General features: G+C 69.4%; 18 protein-coding genes. 11 read left to right on the forward strand and 7 right to left on the reverse strand.

Going from position 1 to position 20,560, the window contains the following annotated elements; genetic code table 11:
- Positions 1-67: 67 nt before the first annotated feature.
- Positions 68-1,162: an alpha/beta fold hydrolase gene (locus AB0I59_RS40280; protein WP_358141936.1), complete on the reverse strand. Its 1,095-nt coding sequence runs from the start codon at positions 1,160-1,162 to the stop codon at positions 68-70.
- Between the two features lie 311 nt (positions 1,163-1,473).
- Entirely contained in the window at positions 1,474-2,007 is a 534-nt protein-coding gene (locus tag AB0I59_RS40285) for a MarR family winged helix-turn-helix transcriptional regulator (protein ID WP_358141939.1), read from the reverse strand.
- Positions 2,008-2,159: 152 nt separating this feature from the next.
- Here AB0I59_RS40285 and AB0I59_RS40290 point away from each other — a divergent pair, with 152 nt between their 5' ends.
- The gene (locus AB0I59_RS40290) at positions 2,160-2,930 is read left to right on the forward strand and encodes a pirin family protein (protein ID WP_061253086.1); all 771 of its coding nucleotides are present in this window, start codon (positions 2,160-2,162) and stop codon (positions 2,928-2,930) included.
- Between the two features lie 83 nt (positions 2,931-3,013).
- Positions 3,014-3,376 (forward strand): GNAT family N-acetyltransferase, encoded by a 363-nt coding sequence (locus AB0I59_RS40295; protein ID WP_061253087.1) that lies wholly within the window; start codon positions 3,014-3,016, stop codon positions 3,374-3,376.
- Positions 3,377-3,699: 323 nt separating this feature from the next.
- Here the strand turns inward: AB0I59_RS40295 and AB0I59_RS40300 are convergent, their stop codons facing one another.
- Together AB0I59_RS40300 and AB0I59_RS40305 are read right to left on the reverse strand one after the other, a co-directional pair.
- Entirely contained in the window at positions 3,700-4,140 is a 441-nt protein-coding gene (locus AB0I59_RS40300) for a hypothetical protein (RefSeq protein ID WP_358141943.1), read from the reverse strand.
- 164 nt (positions 4,141-4,304) lie between these two features.
- Positions 4,305-5,519 carry an MFS transporter gene (locus AB0I59_RS40305; protein ID WP_358141946.1) on the reverse strand — a complete coding sequence of 405 codons (1,215 nt, stop codon included), beginning with the start codon at positions 5,517-5,519 and terminating at the stop codon, positions 4,305-4,307.
- Between the two features lie 91 nt (positions 5,520-5,610).
- On the opposite strand from AB0I59_RS40305, the gene AB0I59_RS40310 reads away from it, so the two are divergent.
- From AB0I59_RS40310 to AB0I59_RS40320, 3 genes are all read left to right on the forward strand, one after another.
- Positions 5,611-6,513, forward strand: a complete 903-nt coding sequence (locus tag AB0I59_RS40310) for a LysR family transcriptional regulator (protein ID WP_358141949.1) — start codon at positions 5,611-5,613, stop codon at positions 6,511-6,513.
- A 131-nt stretch (positions 6,514-6,644) separates the two neighbouring features.
- Positions 6,645-7,160, forward strand: a complete 516-nt coding sequence (locus tag AB0I59_RS40315) for a hypothetical protein (RefSeq protein WP_061253091.1) — start codon at positions 6,645-6,647, stop codon at positions 7,158-7,160.
- 249 nt (positions 7,161-7,409) lie between these two features.
- Positions 7,410-7,601 (forward strand): hypothetical protein, encoded by a 192-nt coding sequence (locus AB0I59_RS40320; RefSeq protein ID WP_358141952.1) that lies wholly within the window; start codon positions 7,410-7,412, stop codon positions 7,599-7,601.
- A gap of 99 nt (positions 7,602-7,700) precedes the next feature.
- Here AB0I59_RS40320 and AB0I59_RS40325 read toward each other — a convergent pair whose 3' ends face one another.
- Both AB0I59_RS40325 and AB0I59_RS40330 read right to left on the reverse strand, forming a co-directional pair.
- On the reverse strand, positions 7,701-8,843 hold the full coding sequence (locus AB0I59_RS40325) for an acyl-CoA dehydrogenase family protein (protein WP_358141955.1): 1,143 nt from the start codon (positions 8,841-8,843) through the stop codon (positions 7,701-7,703).
- Positions 8,840-10,621, reverse strand: coding sequence for an AMP-dependent synthetase/ligase (locus AB0I59_RS40330; protein ID WP_358141958.1), 1,782 nt, complete (start codon positions 10,619-10,621; stop codon positions 8,840-8,842). The genes AB0I59_RS40325 and AB0I59_RS40330 overlap by 4 nt, the downstream gene beginning before the upstream one ends.
- 173 nt (positions 10,622-10,794) lie before the next feature.
- Here AB0I59_RS40330 and AB0I59_RS40335 point away from each other — a divergent pair, with 173 nt between their 5' ends.
- From AB0I59_RS40335 to AB0I59_RS40350, 4 genes are all read left to right on the forward strand, one after another.
- Positions 10,795-12,012, forward strand: a complete 1,218-nt coding sequence (locus AB0I59_RS40335; protein ID WP_358141961.1) for a TetR/AcrR family transcriptional regulator — start codon at positions 10,795-10,797, stop codon at positions 12,010-12,012.
- Between the two features lie 440 nt (positions 12,013-12,452).
- A complete protein-coding gene (locus AB0I59_RS40340; RefSeq protein ID WP_358141964.1) occupies positions 12,453-13,295 on the forward strand; it encodes a hypothetical protein in 843 nt (280 codons plus the stop codon).
- A gap of 316 nt (positions 13,296-13,611) precedes the next feature.
- Positions 13,612-14,583: an ATP-binding cassette domain-containing protein gene (locus AB0I59_RS40345; RefSeq protein ID WP_061253095.1), complete on the forward strand. Its 972-nt coding sequence runs from the start codon at positions 13,612-13,614 to the stop codon at positions 14,581-14,583.
- Complete coding sequence (locus AB0I59_RS40350) at positions 14,580-15,431, forward strand: ABC transporter permease (RefSeq protein ID WP_061253096.1); 852 nt, start codon at positions 14,580-14,582, stop codon at positions 15,429-15,431. The genes AB0I59_RS40345 and AB0I59_RS40350 overlap by 4 nt, the downstream gene beginning before the upstream one ends.
- A 6-nt stretch (positions 15,432-15,437) precedes the next feature.
- Here AB0I59_RS40350 and AB0I59_RS40355 read toward each other — a convergent pair whose 3' ends face one another.
- The gene (locus tag AB0I59_RS40355) at positions 15,438-18,548 is read right to left on the reverse strand and encodes an ATP-binding protein (protein WP_358141968.1); all 3,111 of its coding nucleotides are present in this window, start codon (positions 18,546-18,548) and stop codon (positions 15,438-15,440) included.
- Between the two features lie 580 nt (positions 18,549-19,128).
- Here AB0I59_RS40355 and AB0I59_RS40360 point away from each other — a divergent pair.
- Positions 19,129-19,566 carry a MarR family winged helix-turn-helix transcriptional regulator gene (locus AB0I59_RS40360; RefSeq protein ID WP_082776519.1) on the forward strand — a complete coding sequence of 146 codons (438 nt, stop codon included), beginning with the start codon at positions 19,129-19,131 and terminating at the stop codon, positions 19,564-19,566.
- A complete protein-coding gene (locus AB0I59_RS40365; protein ID WP_358141971.1) occupies positions 19,563-20,408 on the forward strand; it encodes an alpha/beta fold hydrolase in 846 nt (281 codons plus the stop codon). The genes AB0I59_RS40360 and AB0I59_RS40365 overlap by 4 nt, the downstream gene beginning before the upstream one ends.
- Positions 20,409-20,560: the final 152 nt, after the last annotated feature.

Here is a 20,560-nt window from a genome sequence, read left to right on the forward strand (position 1 = left end):
ATTTGGGTCGGCGTTTCGGCACGAGGTGTGCGGAGGCCGTAGCCCCAGACGACGGTGAGGCGCCGGGTCACACCGCTCGCGGGGTCTCGTCGGGTTCGCCGGGTGGACGTTGCCGCTTCAGCGTGCACGAAGTCGGGCTCGTGTACCGCGGCCATGTGGGGTCCGGGGGCACGGTCGTCCCTTGGAGAATGATCCGGGCGACGACTTCGGGAGTGTCGTTCATGGGGATGTGCCCGCATCCGGGCAGCCGCACCATCCGCGCGCCAGGGATCATCGCGGCTGCCCGCGCCGCCTGACGTATGGGAAGGATGTGGTCGCCACTGCCCCAGGCGATGGTCACCGGAACGCCGGGGATGTCACCGAGGAACAGATCCGGCGCGCGCCCGGCCCGCAATGTGGCGGCGAACCCCGCCGCCTGGCGCATCGCCTGCAACGACGCGGCCACGGCGTCCGGAGGGCAGAGTTCGGGACGCCCGTAGAGGGTGCCGGTCAGGGCCACCCGCCCGACGGGTGTCTTCGACAACGGCACCACGATCGAATCCGGCAGGCGCGCCATCTGGTGCGCCGCGGCCAGGACGGCGTAGGCATACCGTCGCTCGGCCTCGTTCCAGAATCCGGCCGGAGCGAGGGCGATCACACTGCGGGCGAGGTGAGCCTGGGCCAGTCGCAGCGCGATCAGCCCTCCCAGCGAATGCCCCACGACGTGCGGCCGGTCCAGCCCCAGCGCGGTGAACACCGCGCCCAGCTCGCTCACCACGGTGGGCAGATCGCACGGTACGCAGGCAGGGGACTCGGGAGACTCCCCGAAGCCCGGCAGATCGACCGTGATCACCTCACGCTCGGCCACCAGCAACGGCACCACCGGATCCCATGCCTGGCGGCGTGACCCGAGGCCGTGCAGCAGGACCACCGGCTCTCCGCTCCCATGCCGCTCGTAGGCCAGGGTCATCGGAGCGAGTCCCTCCGGCCGCGCCTCGACGAAGGAGACCCCCTTCACCGCGGCCGGAATCGCCCCCTCAGGGACGTTCTTGACCTGTACGGAGGACGCGGGAGATGTCCCACCCGTCCACCGCCGGACCTGTTCTGTCGCCCACGTCCTGGTCCGCCGCATTCCGCCGCCGAGGTAGGTCGCCGCGGTGAAGGGGGAGGCCAGCACCGCCATAGGCGTAATCTTCGACATCGCTCATGGGTGGGACCTCCGCTCCCTTCTCGATCTGCACGGTTCCCACCGAACCTCTCATATACGTATAACAGCCGCGGTGAGCTGGTTCATCGCAAGGGTCGTGATCCAGCCCGCCGCGTGGCCGCGAACGATATCCCGCGAGCGAGGCACATGGCCTTCGCCGGGCGGCGGTGAGCGGAGCGCGCGCGGCATGCGTTCCTCGCTCGCGGGCTGTCACCGTCGCGAACGACGCAAGCGGTTCCCGACGTCGTTGTCCGGGTCTTCTCACCGATACGCGCGCGAGGTCACTGTCAGCCGACGTCGCCTTGGGTTTCGGCGTCCGCGTCGGAGAGGCGATCGAGAATCCGAGTGGTGAGCCGTTCGAGCATGGCGACCTCCTCGCGGGTCAGCCCGTCGAAGAAGAACCGCCGCACCACGCCGACATGGCCGGGTGCGGCGGCGGTGATGGCATGGCGCCCCTTCTCGGTGAGCACGACGAACGCGCCTCGCCCGTCCTCGGAGCACTCCTCGCGCTCGACCAGGCCGCGGCGGCGCATCCGGGCCAGGTGGTGTGACAGGCGGCTCTGCTCCCACTGCAACTCGTGTTGCAGCTCGAACGGGCGCAGCCGCGCCTCCGGGGTGTCGGTGAGCTGGACCAGCACGTCGTAGTCGGCGAGGGACAGGCCCGACTCGAGCTGGAGCTCGCGGTTGAGCCGCGCCGCCAGCAGGCCCTGCATGCGCACGTAGGCCCGCCAGGCGCGCTGCTCGTCCGCGTCCAGCCAGGGAGTGCCGACTCCGGCGTCTGCCCGACCGGAGGGGGCGAGTGGGGAGGAGGGACCGTCCATGCCGTCCAGCCTACCTCGGATGGATGACACGTCATGCGCTTGCGGAATAGATGATGCGTCATGTACGTTGAGCCGGGACGTAGATGACAGATCATCTACAGGGCCGGACCTCACCTCCGGCGCTTCGGGCGAGACCTCCGGAAGGGGATCCCATGACCAGGACCACGCCGACCCCGCGAGTGGACGTCCGCCGCGCGGACGAGCGGTTCGCCACGGCCACCACGTGGCTTGATTCAAAGCACTCCTTCTCCTTCAGCCGTCACTACGACCCCGGCAACACTCACCACGGCACGCTGCTGGTCAACAACGACGACCGGGTGCTCCCCGGCACCGGGTTCGACACTCACCCGCACCAGGACATGGAGATCGTCACCTGGGTCATGGAGGGCTCTCTGGTCCACCAGGACTCGACCGGCCACTCCGGCGTGATCTACCCCGGCCTGGCGCAGCGGATGAGCGCGGGCACCGGCATCCTGCACTCGGAGAAGAACGACTCCTGGCGGCTGCGGGGCGGCGCCGCCCACGACGAGCCGGTGCACTTCGTCCAGATGTGGGTGGTCCCCGACGAGCCCGGCATCACCCCCGGCTACGAGCAACTCGAAATCGAGAACGAGCTGCTGTCCGGCGGCCTGGTTCCGGTGGCGTCCGGGATGGACAAGCACGACGGCGCCTCCGCCATCCGGATCAAGAACCGGTACGCCGCGCTCTACGCCGCCCGGCTGCGGCCGGAGCAGAGCGTCGAGCTGCCCGAGGCCCCGTTCCTGCACCTGTTCGTGCCGCGCGGCACGGTCACGCTCGAAGGCGCGGGCACGCTCGGCCCCGGCGACGCCGTACGGTTCACCGCGACCGGTGGGCAGCGGGTCACCGCCGTCGAGCCCGCCGAGATCCTGGTGTGGGAGATGCACGCCACGATCGCCGCCTGACCGTCACGCCGCAGAGAGTTCGTCCGTACGAACCGGGTCGCCGTGGGGCGACCCGGGCGCCCGCCGAAGGAGCCGAGACACACATGGAGCAGACCGAACCACGGGTTGCCGACAACCCGGAGGCCAGGCGGTTCGAGATCACCGTGGACGGGAAGGTCGCAGGTTTCGCCGAGTACCGGCGTCACGGATCGAGGATCTCGTTCATCCACACCGAGGTCGATCCCGCGTACGAGGGGCGCGGCCTCGGTTCGGCACTCGTCCGGGGCGCGCTGGACGCGTCCCGGGCCGCCGGACTGTCGGTCATGCCGTACTGCCCGTTCGTCCGCGACTACATCGCCCGGCACCCCGGATACCTCGACCTGGTTCCGCCTGACCGGCGGGACCGCTTCTCCCTCCCCACCGAGGACGAGCGCACCGGGGAGTCGGCAACGGGTCTGTCCGGTTGAGAAAGAGAGACAGAGCCGTCGTTCCGTAGAGTCCCGGTTCGGCGGCGCGTCCCTGGCCGGCGGGTGCGGCTTGGTACGGCGGGTGCTCGGTGTGGCGGGCCGGCCAGGTGCGGACCTCCTTCACGATCGAGGGTGTGGCGCTGAGCGTCATCAGAAGGACCGGAACGCGGGTCGGCGGCCCTACCGCGGAGATGGAGGCAACCCGCCGCCCGCCGGGCCAGTGGGACCCCACTGCATCGTTCCCAGCACCCGCACGGCTGGGCCAACCGGCTCGGCCGGCGCCCGATGAGCCAGGCCCTCGCCCGTCCTTGTCACCGCTGTCGTCAGTGACACCCCATGTCGCCCGCGACTAGTTCGTTCCCGCATGGGGGCAGATAGAGCCAGCCTTCGACGCGGTCGCCGCTGGGCCTGATCATCCCTGGCAGGCCGGGGCCCAGCGGGACGATGCCGAGCCTCCACCACAGATGTGCCTTGAGCGGCGTCTTCATCACGGTGGTGCTGAACCGCCAGTCGCCCGTCGTGACGGTGCACTCCGCGTCACCCCATCGGTCCGCACCTTCGGCGACCTCCCAGGACGTGTCGCCACGCCGTGCCGCGTCCGACAACAGTGACCGGTCGATGGAGTTCCAGCACGACCGGTCCGGCAGCGCGTTGCTCCACGGCCACGCCTGGTTCACCGTCGCCCAGGCCGCCGCGAGCAGCGCCACCGTCCCCAGCGCGACGGCGGTCCACAGGGCCTCGGTACGTCGGCTGCTGCGGTCCATGTCTCCCTATTGATCAATTCGCGTAGACGCGTAAACCTAGCAAGCGCGGGGCCGGTCGCCGGTACTGAGGGAGACGAATGCGGGCATGGGGGACGCGAGGAGTGGCCAGATCACGCTTTCGACGTGCGGCGGAGTGGGGCGGCACCCCGATCAGGCGCGATCCTTCATGAACCGGTCGTCCCACTCCTGCCCGAGATGACGGCGGTGGCCGCGCCGGCCACAGCGAGTGCCGCTCCCACCCACATGACCGCGGAGATCGACACGCCGTCCACGACCCGGCCGCCGGCGAACGAGCCGAGCGCGATGGAGACGTTGAAGGCGCCGACGAAGAGCGCCGTGCCCATTTCACCGCCGCCCGACCGCATGATCCAGAGCTGCAGGGTCACCCCCACACCGCCGTAGCCCAGGCCCCACACCACGAGCACGATCAGGGGCAGGCCGATCAGGGGCAGGCCGATCAGGGGCAGCGCCGCCGTGGAGAGTGCCATGAGCACGGCCAGCGCGACCAGGACCGGCTTGGGGTTCCTGGCCGCCCGTGCGCCTGCCGCGAAGTTACCGGCCACGCCCGCGGCGCCGTACAGGAGGAGGGCGGTGCTGACGAGGGCGGGACCGGCGTGGGAGACCTGTTCCAGGAACGGCCGGACGTAGGTGTAGGCCGCGAAGTGGCCGGACACGATCAGGACGGTCAGGACGAGGACGACCCCGAGCGGGCCCGAGAGCCACGCGAGCTGCCCTTCCGATGCGTGGGCCGGGGCTTCGTGGGGCAATGGCTCAGACGCGCGGGCTCGGGGTTCGCCGGGTAGGGGCGGCAGGGTGGCGGCCAGCAGCGCGAGTAGGGCCAGTGCCAGCGCCCCCATGGCGATGAACGCGGTCCGCCATCCCGCGAACGACGAGATGAACGTCGCCACGGGCACCCCCAGCACCGACGCCACCGACACTCCCGCCAAGATGATCGACGTGGCCCGCCCGACGGACCCTTCGGGCACCAGTCGCAGGCCGAGGCCGGCCGCGAAGGCCCAGAACCCGCCGATGCTCACCCCCGTCAGCACCCGGGCGGCCAGCATGACGGGGTAGTTCGGCGCGAACGCGCCCGTCAGGTTGGCCACCGCCAGCAGCGCCATCAGCCCCAACAGCGTGACGCGCCGGTCGAGCCGTCGGGTGGTGATCGCCAGCACGGGCGCGGAGACGGCGGCGACCAGTCCGGGAACCGACATCATCAGGCCGGCCGTCCCGTCGGAGACGTCGAGCGCGGCGGCGATCGAGGTCAACAGGCCAACGGGCAGCATCTCGCTGGTCACGATGGTGAAGGTGCCTACCGCGACCGAGGACACGGCGAGCCAGCGTGCCCGCGTGGCGGCGGAGACATCAGTCATGGTCATGCCGGCAAGCCTTCTGCCGGCTACCAGCGGGAACAATGGCGAAGGTCGAAAGCTTGGTTCAGGTGGACTAAACGATCAGCCGGAGGCGGAGATGGAGTTCAGGGAGCTGGAGTGCTTCGTTGTGCTCAGTGAGGAGCTGCACTTCGCGCGTACGGCCGAGCGCCTCTACCTGTCACCTGGCCGGGTGAGCCAGCTCATGCGCTCGCTGGAGACCAGGATCGGCGGCCGGCTCTTCCACCGGACCAGCAGGCGCGTGCGCCTTACGACCTTGGGCGAACGTTTCCTGGCCGACCTGCGCCTCTCCTATGACGGCCTCGCGAACGCGGTCAGCCGGGCCAAGGCGGCCGCCCGCGAGGTGACAGGCGTGATCAGGCTCGGCTTTTTGGCCACGCCCACGGACGTCGTCGTCGGCAGCGTGCGTGCCTTCGAGCGCCAGTACCCGGGGTGCGAGGTCGAGCTGGTGGAGATCCCGCTCTCCGACCCCTTCGGCAAGTTGCGGGCCGGACAGGTGGACATCGCGTTCACGCTGCTCCCGGTGGACGAGCCCGATCTGGCGACGGGCGAAGGGCTGAACCGGGTCTCGTACCAGCTCGGCGTCTCTTCGCGCCACCCGTTGGCCGCCCGTACGAGCATCGGAGCGGAGGAGCTGGCCGACGTGTCCCTGATCGGCCTGGACGGCCCGGCTCCGCGCACGTGGCGCGAGCGTGTGGCACCGTCCGCAACCCCTTCCGGCCGGCCCATTCCCCTGGCCGGTACGGTGGCCACCAGCCAGGAGGGCCTGACCCAGGTGGCGCTCGACCGGGGCGGCATGTTGTTCTGCACCCCCACGGCGGCTCGCCACGCGCGCCCGGATGTCAGCTTCGTCCCCGTCACGGGGTTGCCTCCCTCGATCCTCGGCCTGGCTTGGGTGAAGACGGCGGAGACGGCGGCGATTCGGGCGTTCAACGAGGCGGCCGTCGGGCACGCGCTCGGGGTAGCGGCCCTGGTGGCGTAAGACATAGCGGAAGGCAAAATGCCAGATGAGATTCCCCCGTCTGCTTCTGGCACGACACCGATCTCTCCTCATCAGTGCCGCGGTTCGCACAGGCTCGACCTCCTGGCGCCGTCACCTGACATCATCGCCAGATGTTCGACTTCGGGGTCGCCGGCTACCGGCCGATGTGGCTGAGGGGGTGTTCGGCTGTCGCCGCTGCTCATGGCCGGAGACTGGCCATGCTGAAAGGCCGGCGGTTGACCGGTGCTCTGCTGGTGTGGGATCTCGATGAGGATGCGTGGTTCTCTGACGGGCTGGTTCTGCTGGACTTCGAGGGCGAGCAAGTCGAGATCGTTCACCAGAGGTTCGATGAAATCTCGATCACGTGGAACACCGTGGATCCGGCTCAGCCGCTGGATTGGGCCGGAGAGGGATTTCGGCTCGCGTGGCGAGAGGGCGTGCCCGGCGAGCTGGCCGCGTTGGAGGGGCAGCGGTTGCAAGCGGTGGAGCTTCTCGAATGGGCAGGTGAGGACATGGCGCAGGGGGCGGTCGCTGTCGGCTTCATCTTCCCGGAGGACCGGGTAGCGATCTACAACGCGCTCGACGAGAACGGCATCGAGGTCGGGCCTCCAGATCGCCGATACGTACGCCACACGCTCGGCGTGTAGTTATCGATCGTATGGGACAGCCGGGGCACTGCTATCTACACGGTTTTCGAAGCGGGAGCTATGGCGGCCGAGTTTCAGCTCGGCGATTACATCCTGGTGCGGGACGGCAGGACCCTTGAAATCTTTCACCGGGGCCTGTCCGAGAGCAGCCGCTACCACGTGGCGTTTCTTGGGTGGACGTCCAGCCGCCCACGGCGACGGGTTCAAGGTTCGGCTCGGCGCCAGGCGGGGCGATGACCAGGTCATGGGGTGGAGGCTGAACTCATGGATTTACGGGCATGCGCATCGAATGAGCGCGGCGACGTGGTGGAGTGCCCGACCTCAAAGGATGTCCGTGTGCTGTTGGATGGACTGACCTCCGCTAATCGGTTCGTCATCGTGGAGCGGCTTGATGCCGAGCCCAAGGAGCCGTTCTGGGGAGGGGTCCTCGACAGCGGATGAGCGCCTCCCGGCCGAGGCCGGCGGATCCCGTTGAGGACCCGAGGTCAGCCATACGCTGGGTCGGACCCCAGCGGGAGGCGCTCATCCGCGTCATCACTGTCAGAGCCCGTAGGCCTTTCCGATGATGTCGCGCTGGATCTCGCTCGTGCCGCCGTAGACCGTGGACACCACCGTGGATCGCAGCAGGCGTTCCATGCCGTACTCCGTGGCGTAGCCGTAGCCGCCCATCATCTGCATGCCGTCGAGCGCCATGGCCTTGGCGAACTCCGTGGCCTTCAGCTTGGCCATCGACGTCTCGCGCGGCAGTTGCCGCTGCGGGTCGGCCTCGATCCGCCGCGCCACATCGTGCACCAGCAGCCGGGTGCACTCCAACTCCGTCGCGTGGTCGGCGAGCCGGTGCCGCAGCGCCTGGAAGCTGCCGACCGGACGGCCGAACTGCCGGCGTTCCCGCACGTAGGACACCGTGTCGTCGAACACCCTGCGTGCGGTGCCGAGCATCAGACCGGCGATGATCATGCGCTCCAGGTTCAGCCCCGCCATCAACTGGCGCCAGGCCTGGTCGACCCGGCCGACCACCGCGTCGTCGGGCAGGAGGCAGTCGGTGAAGTAAAGGTCGTTGACCTCGCGGCCGCCCATCGTGTCGATGCCGCGCACGGTGAGACCGTCGATTCCGGCCGGTACGGAGAACATGGTGAGCCCGTCGTGCTTGCGGTCTTCCGTGGAGGTGCGGGCGACAAGCAGGATGTGCTCAGCGATGTGCGCGTTGGAGCACCAGGTCTTCTGGCCGTTGATCACCCACCCGCCGTCACGCCGCTCGGCCTTGCAGGTCAGCGCGCCGACGTCCGAACCGGCGCCGGGCTCGGACATCGACACCGCCAGCACCTTGCCGCTCAGGAAGTCGCCGAGCACGCGCCGTTTCTGCTCCTCGCTGCCGAACTTCTCGTACGAGGCGGCGGTGATCGCGGACGTGGCGAACCCGCCGATCGGGGCCTGCCGGTAGGCGGTCGTCTCCAGGAACAGGAGTAGATCGACCATGCTCTGACCGGCGCCGCCGTACTCCTCCGGCACCGCGACCCCCAGCCAGCCAAGCTCGGCCATCTTCCGGTACAGCTCGGCGTTGTGCGGTGAGCTGCCGCCGTCGGTCAGCTTGAGCCACTGCTCGCGGGTCCCGACCTCGCGTTTGCAGAAGTCGTCGATCGCGGCGACGAAGTCACGTCGCTCATCGGTCAAGGTCAAGGTCACGATCCTTCCGTGTAGAGCTTCTCGATCACGTCGGCGTAGCGCTGCTGGATCACGCGACGCCGCAGCTTCAGTGATGGGGTGAGCTCTCCGCCGTCCGGGCGCCACGCGTGGTCGAGCACGCGGAACGCCTTCACCTGTTCCGGCCGCGACAAGGCCTTGTTCGCCCGCTGGACGGCGGCGGCCAGTTCCTCATGCAGGCGTGGTTCCGCGGCCAGCTCCTTCAGGTCCACAGTGGCCAGGCCGTGGGCCGCGGCCCAGGCAGGCGCGGCTTCCTCGTCCAGCGCCAGTAACGCCGTCAGGTAGGGGCGGCGATCGCCCACCACCATCGCATAGCTGATCAAGGGGTGTGCCCGCAGCAGTGACTCGACCGCGCTCGGCGCGATGTTCTTGCCGCTCGAGGTGATGATCATCTCCTTCTTGCGGTCGATGATCTGCAGCAGCCCGCGCTCGTCGAACCTGCCGATGTCGCCTGTCGACAGCCAGCCGTCCGCGTCCATATCCGCCTGGATCCGCCCATCCGGCTGGAGGTAGCCCAGGAACACCAGGGGGCCGCGCACCTGGATCTCGCCGTCCGGGGCGAGCCGGACCTCCATCCCGGGCATGGGCAGGCCGACCGTGCCGGCCTGGTAGTTGTCGGGGAATGTGCTGGTGGCCGCGCCCGTGGTCTCGCTGAGGCCCCAGACTTCCATGATCGTCATGCCGAGGCTGCCGAAGAACTCCAGCACCTGGGCCGGGATGGGGGCGGCACCGCTGCCCAGCCGGGCCGCTTCGGCGAGTCCGATCCGTTCCCGCATCGGGCGCAGCACCGTCCGGTCCGCGCGCTCCAGCGCAGTGGCGAGATCGTCGGGCAGCGGGTCCCCGGTGGCATGGATCCGGTACGCCTCGGCGGCCAGCTCCCGCGCGTGGCCGACTGCGGCACGACGGTCATCGTCCAGGCCGGACAGCATGTGCTGTATCCCGGCCGCGAACTTCTCCCATATGCGTGGCACGCCGAAGAACCCCTGCGGCCGTACCTTGCTCAGGGTGGCGAGCAGTTGGGTGGGGTCGGCGCAGATCGTCACGTGTCCCGCCGTGTAGATCGGCAGATAGATGCCGAGCACCCGCTCGGCGATGTGCGCGAGCGGCAGGTAGGCGACTGATCTGGGATGCGCGGGAACCGGCTGGACCAGCTCCTGGAGCGCGCACTGATAGAGCACGTTGCGATGCGACAGCACCACGCCCTTCGGATCGCCGGTCGTGCCCGAGGTGTAGATCATCGCTACCGGGTCGTCCTGGCCGGCTTCCGCGACCGGCGTTTCATGCGCCGCCGCCAGCAGATCGGCGTAGCGCGTGTGCCGGCCATCCGGGTCCTCGATGACGACGACCTTGACCGCGGGCATCTCGGCCAGCGCGAGCGCCCAGCGGGCCAACTCGGCGGGACCTTCCAGCACCACCACGGCCGCCGCGCTGTGCACGGCGACCTGCCGGATCTGCTCGGGGCTCAATGTCGCGTAGGTCGTGCACGGGATCGCGCCCAGCTCGACCGCGGCGAGGTCGACGACCCAGTGCTCCGGGCGGCTGGACATGCCGATGAGCATCCGGTCACCGCGTCGCAGTCCCAGCGCCCGTAGCCCACTCGCCATGGACAGCACCTGGTCGTACAGCTCCCGCCAGGTCCAGGTGCGCCCGTCGGCTCCGGTCAGGGCGGGCAGGTCTCCGTACGCATCGGCATTGCGCCGCAGCAGTCCTGGCACTGTGTGCGCCCCCACCGCGGCGCGCACGTCCTCCTCTGTGACCATCCTTGGCTCCCTTCGCCGGGCACTGAGCGCATCCATCAGAACCCGAACAACGTTCTATCGTCAAGGCATCCGAATCTCCACTTACTTGATTTTCCGTTTTCGCAGGTCAGCGGCATCTATTGATCTGAGCAATCACGATCCTGGCGTCACCGATCGGCCGCTACACTCGGTTCATGCCAACAAGCCAGCGCCGACGGTCGAAGGATCGCAAGGAGGCCATCGCTTTCGTCGCCGCGGAACTGTTCTGCGCTCGCGGCTATCACAATGTCGGCATCGAGGACATCGCCGAGGAAGTCGGTATCACCGGCCCGGCGATCTACCGGCACTTCTCGACCAAACAGGCCGTCCTCGCCGCCGCCGTCCAGGAACTGGTCACCCGCTTCGTGGAGTGCGTCCGCTCCGGCGCTCACATGGATGCTCCCCACGACCGCCTGCACGCCGCTCTGCGGGCGTTGGCGCGCTACACCCTGGACAGGCGCACCATGGCGCGGCTCTACCAGTGGGAGGGTCGCTATCTCCCCGCCGAGCAACGGGCGGTGGTCACCGCGTCGTTCGACGGCGCGGTGCGCACGCTCCGCGAGTTGCTGCTAGACCTCCGGCCCGAACTGGCCAAACACGATGCCGCGCTCCTGACGGCCGCGGCACTGAGTGTGATCGCGAGCCCCTCCACCCACCGCGCGAGCCTGTCCAGAACCAAGGCCGAACGCACGATCCTCGACTGTGTCACCGCCGTGATCTCTGCTGACCTGCCCGTGGCACCGCGACAGAGGCAGCGGCGTCATCGGCCCGACCAGTTCACTCTGCTGCCCCGCCGCGAGCGGCTGCTGGCCGAGGCGATACGGCTGTTCCACGAGCGCGGTTACCACCAGGTGAGCATCTCCGACATCGGCCAGGCCGCCGGGATCAACGCCTCCAGTGTGTACACGCATTTCGCGAGCAAGGCCGAGTTGCTGGCCGCCGCCTACTACCGTGCCACCAGCCGCCTGGAGCACACCGTGGCCGCGACGCTGGCCGACGCGAACACACCGGCGCAGGCCCTGGGCCGACTGATCGACGCGTACGTCAAGATCACGTTCGACCAGGCCGACCTGGCCGCGGTCTACCTCTCGGAGAGCGATAACCTGCCCCCGGCCGACCTCCGGCGACTGCGAGCCGCGCAGCGGCGGCACGTCGACACCTGGGTCGGCCTGGTCGCCGAGGTGTGTCCGGAGGAAGAGCCGTCCGAGACTCGCTTCCGAACTCATGCGGCACTGAACATCGTGACCGACCTCGCCCGCTCCGCCAACCCATCGGTAACCGAAGAGAGAACCGCCGCTCTGCTCGGGCAGATGTTGAGATTGCCGGATCGCGGCGGGCTCACGCCGGCACAGAGGCGGGCACCAGCGAAATGATCGGTCTCGCCGGTCTCAAGGCCGGCCATCGGGCGTCCTGCTCGTCGGCCGGCTCGCGGAGCAGCCCACCGAGGGGCAGCGGGTGACCTTGGTATCGGGTTCGACAGGGCCTGGCAGGGGCTCGTAGCGGAGGCCGCCGACTGCCCCGACGCCACCGCGCTTGATGACCGAAGTTGCCGACTTGGGGGGCCGCGGCTTCGATGAACTCCGTGTCCCGCCCATTTTCCGCGCCCGCATGCCGACATCGGCCGGTCCGTCGCGCGCTTGTCATCGCCTTTATCACCGTGTGCCTCGGTCCGCTCGCGCTGACGGGCTGCACCCGGTCGGACGGGCCGCCGTCGCTGCCGCCCGCCGACGTCTACGAACATGACGCAGCGGGTGAGAACTCGCGGGCCGAACCGGCCCCGACCGACGGTACGGCAGGGGCTCTCACTCGGCCGTTGAGGGAGGCCGGTTGGTTCTGTGCGCAGGTCCGAGCCAATGCGGACGGCCGTGCCCTGTGGTGCCGGATCGGTCACCGCGACGAGGCGGACTCGGTCTATCCGCAGGTGGCGCAGTTCCTGCTCGACCGCGCCGACCGGCTCGCCTGGGTGTGGTTCCCGCCCACCCAGGCGAACCATGAGGACGATCAGGTTGCCGCGGCCGCGGCACCGGCGCTGACCGCGATCTGGCCCGACGCCGGTGATCGCGTGCGGCAGGAGATCGACGACTTCGATCGGGATCTCGAGACCCGTACGACGGGGCGGAGTGACGATATCCCCCGGACGGGGTGGCGGGACACACACGCGGACTACAGCTACGACGGGCACAACGGACTGGTCGTCACCGCCCGGGACACCTCCGTGCGGCGCTGGCCGTTCGGCTCCGAGCACTACGCGACCGCGATGAGCTCCGCTGTTGATGACCTTCTGGCTGGTGGTTATGACTGCTTCTATCCACCCCAGCAGAGCTGCGACCGCCCCCAGTCGAACGGCTACTTCCGTGTCGCCCTCCGTGGTGACCAGATCGTCTCGGCACAGTTCGGCATTGGCAGCCTGATCGAGTCGGGGCGGCAACGACACCTGCTCAGCGAGGAGTTCCCGCACGGCCTCACCTTTCTTACCGAGGCGGTCCGCCGTCCGGTCAGGGAGCGCATCGAACAGTCCCGGCGATCAGGCACCAGCTTCGCCGGCATCGTGGCCGGAACGGTCGTGATCATCGACGCCCGCCGGGGCGCTGTCGAGGGAGATGATCTGGTGGCGTACTTCGACATCCAGATCGGCGCACCGCTGGCCGCGACCTGATCGCGCAGGCCGGAGTAATACATCGGACCGCTGATAGCGTCGCGGCTCCTCATGATCGGTGAGCATCCGCCCGGTGCCAGGGGATCACGATCCTCAACCCATCGGCTCGCGGGAGCGGGGACAACGCGCGGGCCCTTCTCCCGGACGGTGAAGGTGCGGCGGCAAATGGCGAAGACACGCCGTAGCGGAGAATCACACCGGAGCCGGTGAAACCGCCAGGTCAGAGGTGAAACCACCGTGAAGCCGCGATGAAGCCGACAACGCGGAAGCTCTCCTCGGACGCCGGGAGGTACCCGGCGGAGAGAGGAGACGCGTCATGGCGGACCTCAGTGCCGTCCGGGCCGAGAGTTTGGTCAAGAACTTCGGAGACTTCCGGGCCGTGGACGGAATCGACCTTCATGTACGGCAAGGCGAGATCTTCGGAGTCCTGGGCCCCAACGGAGCGGGTAAGACCACGATGCTCCGGATGCTCGCCACCCTGCTCCCGATCGACGGCGGCCACGCGGAGATCTTCGGCGTCGACGTCCGGCGGGAACCCCACCGCATCCGACAGCTGGTGGGCGTCACCGGCCAGTACGCCTCGGTTGACGAGGACCTGACCGCCCGGGAGAACCTCTGGCTGTTCGCCCGTCTACAAGGTCTGACCGGCACCCGAGCCAAGGCCATAGCCGTCGAGTTGCTCGAACGATTCGGCCTTCAGGAGGCGGCCGACCGTCCCCTGTCCCAGTTCAGCGGTGGCATGCGCCGCCGACTGGACCTCGCGTCGAGCCTGATCACCCGTCCACCCCTGATCTTCCTGGACGAGCCCACGACCGGCCTTGACCCGAGAACCCGGGGCCAGATGTGGGACACCATTCGCGAGCTGGTCACCGACGGCTCCACGATCCTCCTTACCACTCAGTATCTGGACGAGGCCGACCAACTGGCCGACCGTGTTGCCGTGATCGACCGAGGCCGGAAGGTCGCCGAAGACACCCCCGACGCACTGAAGACCCAGGTGGGCGACTCGACCCTGCAGCTCAGCCTCGCCGACGGCTCCGACATCGCCCTGGCCGCGGACGTCGTCCGCCGACTGCTGGGCGAGGAGCCGGTCCTGACCCCGGAATCAGGACGTATGAACATCCCCCTCCCCGACCCCAACCGGGCCGCGGACGTCCTGATCGGCCTGCGGGAAGCAGGCCTTGGCATCTCCTCGGTGAGCGTCGCCAAACCGACGCTGGACGAGGTCTTCCTGGCGCTGACCGGCCACGGCGCCGTCGACGAACCCCAGATGGAGGCGGCCCGATGACCACTACGAGCACCATGACCGCGACCCCCCTCGCCCCTCGGCGCGTCGATCCGGCCGCCGTGGTCGCCCGCACCACGTCCCGCAGCTCGGTCCAGGAGACCTGGGTCCAGGTCCTGGCGATGGCACGGCGAGCCCTGAAGAAGATGCGCCGCAAGCCCGAGCAGTTCTTCGACGTCCTCATCCAGCCCCTGCTGTTCACCGCGATGTTCGCGTTCATCTTCGGCGGTGCGATCTCCGGCAGCGTGTCGGACTACCTCCCGGTACTGATCCCCGGCATCCTCGCCCAGACGGCCCTGACCGTCTGCATGGCGACCGGCGTGCAGTTGCGCGAAGACATGGACAAGGGGGTGTTCGACCGCTTCAAGTCCCTGCCGATCGCGAGGATCGCCCCCCTGGCGGGGCCGATGATCGCCGACCTGATCCGTTACGGCATCGCGTCGGTGCTGACGCTCGTCACCGGCCTGGTCATCGGTTACCGCCCCGGCGGCGGCGTGCTCGGCTGCGTCGGCGGCATCGCCCTCACCGTGATCTCAGGCTGGTCACTGGCGTGGATCTTCACCTGGCTGGGCACGATGGCGCGTTCCGCGCAGAGCGTCCAGGGCATCTCGATGATGATCATGTTCCCGCTCACCTTCCTGTCCAACGCCTTCGTCCCCGCCGAGACGCTGCCCGGCTGGCTGGAGGCGTTCGTGAAGGTCAACCCGGTGTCGCACGTCGTCTCCGCGGTGCGCGACCTGTTCAACGACGGGGCCGTGACAGCCGAGGTCGGCTGGGCGCTCGTCGGCTGCGTGGTCGTCGTCGTGATCTTCGCTCCGCTGGCGGTCCGCTCGTACTCCCGCAAGATGTAGACGGTGTCAGCCCACCCGCTCCAGGACGGTACGGGCCTCGGCCAGCAGGTCGGGGCCGCGCTGTTCGCCGTATTCGGCCCCGATCCGCGACAACACGCCGGGAGCGATCCGCTCGGCGTGCGCGGACAGCACCGACCACTGCATCGTCGGGGTGAACCGGTTGTAGGCGAACCGGTCGGCGAGCACGAGCAGCCGGACCGCCTCCTCGGCGGGCAGCGCCCCCTTCAGCAGGCCCCAGATGCCCAGCCCGGCGAGCACCATCCCCACCACCGGGAAGTCCCTGAACGTGTGGTCCGGACCGAATATGACCAGGACCTTGGTCCGCAGCGACTCGAAGAAGTCCGCGCCGTCGTCGCCCTCGCCGTACTGCGCGAACGCCGAGAGCGCGATGACCTCGCCCAGGATGGTCCACGGTGTGAAACCGTCCGGCGTGCCCGGGACGCGCAGATTCTGGAGCACCTCGGCGGTCTCGCGGTGCCGCCGCAGTCCCTCGGCGATGTCGCCGTCGACGAGGGCCAGCTGGGCTCTGCCGGCGGCGGCCGACAGGACCCCGCCGTAGGTGCCCTGGGAGGCGAGCGCCTCCAGGTCGTCGATCATCCGTGCGGCCTCGTCGCGGCGCCCCTCGGTGAGCGCCGCCATGGCGAGGGCGGCGCGGAGCTGGATGGCGTCGTCCACCGCCCCGAGGCGTTCGAGCACCGGGAGCGCCTCGGTGGCGTGTCCGGAGGCCGACACGGAGTCACCGAGGTGCGCGTACAGGCCGGCGAGCTGGGTGTGCAGCACGGCCCGGCGCCAGGGACCGTCGTCGTCACCGACGAGCTGGAGGGCGGCCCGGGCCGCTTCGATCGCGCCGGCCGGGTCGCCGGCGTTCTCCAGGCCGTGGCTCAGCCAGTGCAGCGCGATCTGGCGGATCATGGGGTCGGGATCGGCGATCAGCGTGTCGAAGCCGTTCTCGGGGTTCGCCACCGTGGTGAGCAGCGTGGTCACCAGCGCCCGGATGGCCGGGTTCGCCGAGTCGGCGCCCAGCGCGGACAACATCCGTACCAGCCCCCCGATCTCTTCGGCGGAGACCATGAGGGTGTTGAACAGCGCCATGCTCAGGGCCACCCGGGTCCGGTCGAGGAGCCGGGGCGGTGGCGTCCAGCCGGTCAGCGCGGCGGCGACGGCCGGAGTGAGGACGATGCCGCGCGGATGGTCCCCGCGGATCGTCCAGTAGCCGCCCAGAGCGGAGAACAGCACGACCACCGTTTCCGGGTCGGGGTCGGCGAGGGACTCGCGCAGGATGTCGGCGAGGTTCGTCTCCTCCGAACGCAGCCGGTCCACCGCGTCGACCTGCTCCGGCGAGTACAGCCGAACGCCGTGCCGGTCGGCGTAACCGACGGCCCACGCGCGCACGGCGGCCCGCGCCTCGGCGGTCTCGCCGGCCGAGTCCAGCCGCACCCGGCCGAACTCGCGCACCGTCTCCAGCATGCGGTACCGGACGCCGTCGGCCGTCTCCACGACGGTGAGCAGGGACTGCTCCACGAGCTCCTCGATGTCGCCGAGAGCGTCTCCGCCGAGCACCTCCTCCGCCGCGTCGAGGGCGAAGCCGTCCGGGAAGGCCGAGAGGCGGCGCAGGGCCAGGCGCTGCCGCTCGCCGAGAAGGTTCCAGGACCAGTCGATCACCGCCAGCAGCGTCTGGTGCCGTGAGGGCGCGCTCCGGTCGCCGCCGCGCAGCAGCGCGAACCTGTCCGCCAGCCGGCGGGCGATCTCGGCCGGGGACATCACCCTCACCTTCGCGGCGGCCAGTTCGATCGCGAGCGGCAGGCCGTCCAGGCGGGCCACGACGGCGCGCACGTCCTCCTCGTCGAGGCGTACGCCGGGCCGGGCCGCGGTCGCGCGGTCGCGGAACAGCTCGACGGCGTCGCCGGTTCCCAGCTGGGGCAGCGGGTAGACGCGTTCGGCGGCGATCGCCAGCGGCGAGCGGGTCGTGGTGAGAACGCGGAGCTCCCGCGTGGTCGCGGTCAGATAGGCGACCAGGTCGGCGACCGCCTCCACCAGATGCTCGCAGTTGTCGAGCACCAGCAGTGTCGGGGCCACGTCGAGCTGCTGGGCGATCCGGGCCCGGATGTCGGCGCGCTGCCGCGGGGTGAGCGTGCGGCGTCCGGTCACCGAGTCGCGGACGCCGAGCGCCGACCCGACCTCGCCGACCAGGTCCTCGGCCGCGGTCACGCCGACCAGCTCGACGAAGTGCACCACCGGCTGCGGGGCCTCGCGGGCGACGGCATGGCCGAGCCGGGTCTTGCCGAGCCCGCCCGGGCCGAGGATCGAGACCACCCGGGAGGTGGCGAGCAGTGCCCGCACCCGTCGGAGGTCGTCCCCGCGGCCGAGCAACGGAGTCGTGTCGAACCGCACGCCGGCACGTACGGGGCTGTCGAGCGCCAGCAGCTCCTGGTGGACCCGCCGCAGCTCCGGGCCGACGTCGGCGCCGATCCGCTCACGCAGGTCCGACCGGTAGCGCTCGAAGCGGTCCAGCGCGGCGCCCGTCCCGCGCACCGCCGCCTCGCTGCGCAGGAGGTCGGTGAGCAGCCCCTCGTCCTCGGGGTGGACGCGCACGGCCTCCTCGAGGCCGGGCAGGGCGGGGCCGTGGTCGCCGCTCCGGCTCCGGGCCCGGGAGAGCACGAGCCGCGCGGACGCCAGGTCGCGTTCCGCGAGCCGGCGCACCTCGGCCAGCGGGCCGCCGCCCTCGGGCGGCAGCGCCCCGATGCCCTGCGCGAGCGCCTCCTCCGCGGCCGCGGCCGCCGCGGCCGGATTCTCGACGAGCAGCGCCCGCGCCCGGCTTGCCAGATCGTGCAGCCGACCGGCGTCGACCCGGTCGGGCGGAACCTCGAGCCGGTAGCCGCCCCCTTCCGTGACGAGCGCCTCCGACCCCACGACCGCCCTCGTCCGCGACACCAGGACCTGCAGCGCTTTCGCCGGATTGGCCGGTTCGTCGTCCCCCCATACCTCTGCGACGAGCCGGTCCGCGTTCACGGTCCGGCAGGCGAGTGCGAGGGCTGCGAGCAGCGCCTGAGCCCTCTCGCCGACCACCGGCTGCCCTCGCCACCGCACGCCGTCGAGCAGGCTCAGGTAGATGGGCATGGCGCAAGTCTAGTTTTCGCCGAGCCACCCACCCGTTCTCATCTTCGACCCGTAAATGGAAAGCGGCGTGTGTCTGGACGAGGAACTGATGGACGGGCCTCATTCAGTAGTGTCGATCTCCATGGAGAACCGTCCGGCCTGATGCTCCGGCGGCACGGGCGATCAGCGCGGGGTCTCGGTCTGGACCTTCATCACGACCACCAGGGAGTCATCGGAATGGTCCACGGTGACTTCAACCGCGCGCACACAGACGCCCGGGCCGGGAATGTGTCCCTGATTCGCTCTGAGAGCGGGTGACGGGGGTCGGACCCGCGCTGTCAGCTTGGGAAGTCTTTCAAGACCGAGCCTCCTGGGCTGCGCAAACGCTGACCTGGACCTGATGTGGTCGAGTCACCGTGAGTCCCCGCTGCTTCCCGCTGATCGCCGACCGAACGGGCACGCAACGGGCACGCCTGTCTTCTGCAACGCCCAGCCGTACCAAGCGACGTGAATGATCTCCGCCAGACGTCGGTACTCGACGATGCCCTCGTGGGCAACGACTAACTTGCAGCGGCTAAGTTAGCATGTTAAGTTCTACTACGTGGAACGCAACCTGAGTTTCAACCTGCATGTGCTCACCGCCCGGCTGGACCGGGCGGCCGACCGGATCCTGCGGGCGGAGCACAACGTGTCCTACAGCCGCTTTGTGGCGCTGACCCTGGTGGGGGAGCTGGGGGCTTCGACGCAACGGACCCTTGCCGAATACCTCGGTGTGACCGAGCCGTCGGTAAGCCGCATGACCGCTGTCCTTGCCGCCGACGGGCTTCTCGACGTCCAGCCCGACCCGGCCGGGGGGCACCGCCGACGGCTGAGCCTCACCGATGAGGGAAAGCAGCTGGTGGCCTCGATCCAGCAGGGGTTCGAAGACCGGCTGGCCGCAGTTGTTGCACAGAGTGGCGTGCCGTACGAGGAGTATGCCGAGCACACCGCGCGGCTGCTGGCGACGTTCGACCGGCTGGAGCGGGAGGCGGGCAAGTGAACCAGGGCATCCAGACCCCGTCGTTACGCCAGCGCACCATCTTTTCAGCAGACGGCACGGCGATCAGCTATCAGACGATGGGTGCCGGACCGGGTCTCATCGTGGTCGGTGGCACTCTGAAAACCTCGGAGGACTACCTGCCGCTGGCCTCCACGCTGGCCCGCTCCTTTACGGTGCACATCGTCGACCGGCGAGGGCGTGGCGCCAGCGGCCCGCAGGGACCCCAATACGCCCTGGGAAAGGAAGTAGAAGATCTCCTCGCTGTCCAGGCGGAGACCGGGGCGCGACTAGCGTTCGGACACAGCTACGGCGGACTGGTCATCCTCGAGACCGCACGCTCGTTCCGGCTGTTCGATCGCATCGCGGTCTACGAGCCCGGAGTGCCCTGCGCCCCTGTGCCCACCGCCTGGATGGCCCCGTACCGGGAACGGCTGGGCGCGGGTGACCCCTACGGCGCGTTCGTTCATTTCATCCAAGGTTCGGGCGGTGCGCCGGCCATTATGACCAAACTGCCCCACTGGTATCTGCGCATGGCGTTGCGTGTGGGATTCCGCGGGCCGACCTGGCAGCGGATGCGGCCCCTTCTGGAGGCCTGTCTGGTCGAGCACGAGCAGATTGCAGCCCAACAGGGTCGGCTCACCGAGTTCGCGAACGTCACCAGCTCAGTGCTGCTCCTGGTGGGCGGCCGCTCGTCGCCCGCGCACCGAGCCGAGTTCGCAATGCTCCGCGACACGCTGCCCAACGCCGCACTCGAAACCTTGGACGGCCTCAACCATTTGGGGCCATCCGAACAGAAATCAGCCCCGGTTGTGGCCGAGCGGGCTCTCGCTTTCTTCCTGTGAAGGTTCAGCCAAGCGGTCTCGTGATCGTTTCGGAGTCGCCTCGATGACACCCCCGTCGTCCCTCGCACCGCACTCAACCTGTTCGCCATAGCAATGCGTCCGGCCTCGCAACGCTGGCCATGCCACGCACCGGCAACATGCTCGCCGCCGAG

Origin of the sequence: Microtetraspora glauca, from assembly GCF_040656155.1 — a bacterium.
Taxonomy (GTDB): Bacteria; Actinomycetota; Actinomycetes; order Streptosporangiales; family Streptosporangiaceae; genus Microtetraspora; species Microtetraspora glauca.